This is a genomic window from Mesorhizobium sp. M7D.F.Ca.US.004.03.1.1 (assembly GCF_003998635.1).
GTDB lineage: Bacteria > Pseudomonadota > Alphaproteobacteria > Rhizobiales > Rhizobiaceae > Mesorhizobium > Mesorhizobium loti.
This window is the reverse complement of sequence record NZ_RZQG01001587.1, coordinates 1-700: the sequence shown is the minus strand read 5'-3', so window position 1 is coordinate 700 and position 700 is coordinate 1. Positions and strand designations below refer to the sequence as shown.

Below are 700 nucleotides of genomic sequence, written 5' to 3'. Positions count from 1 at the left end.
GTCACATATTCAATATATATTGAGATTATTTCCTGGCTAACTATATTTTTCGGCACGCAATTCTTCTGTGATACCGCCAGGAATACGAAATATATGCCCCGTTTTCCGTGAAAACTGCCTGATTGTTTTCCGCCCGCCGATCATCAGATGACGCCAATCCGGCAAATGGTGCTCTGCTGTGACGAACCGCCGGGCGACACCGGCTAGGCAGCTTGGCTTCTTGCCGAAGCGATCGAAACTCAGCGAGGCGCTGTCGCGTTCCTGATTGTGACAGCCGCCAACTGTTGAAGACGATTCCTCAGCAAAACGCCGGTGGTGGCGAAAAGCCGGCTTAAGTCACCCGCTGCGCGTGATCGGCAAGCACTTCATCGATCACATGCCGGGATTTTTCAACCTCGACCGGGTTGACGTCTATCTGTCCGGCGACCGTGATCAGCGCCTTCCACAGCGTCCAGCCACGACCGCGCGCCCACATCGCCTCATTGGCCGGAAGGTCGGCACGAAACGCCTCCCGGCTTTTGCCTTCAAACAATGTCCAGGCAATCGCCAGATCGCAGGCGGGATCGCCGACGCCGGAGGTTCCGAAGTCGATAACCGCGCTCAACCGGCCTTGCCCGACCAACAAATTTCCCCAACTGACGTCACCGTGGAACCAGACCGGCGCGCCGTGCCATGGCGCAGCAAGTGCTGCTTCCCACAC

Annotated in this window: 1 protein-coding gene; it reads right to left on the bottom strand. The window is 57.3% G+C overall.

Features of this window, described 5'->3' with window-relative positions; genetic code table 11:
- Positions 1 to 331: 331 nt before the first annotated feature.
- On the bottom strand, positions 332 to 700 hold a 369-nt coding region (locus EN935_RS38900), incomplete at its 5' end, for a phosphotransferase (protein WP_164771871.1).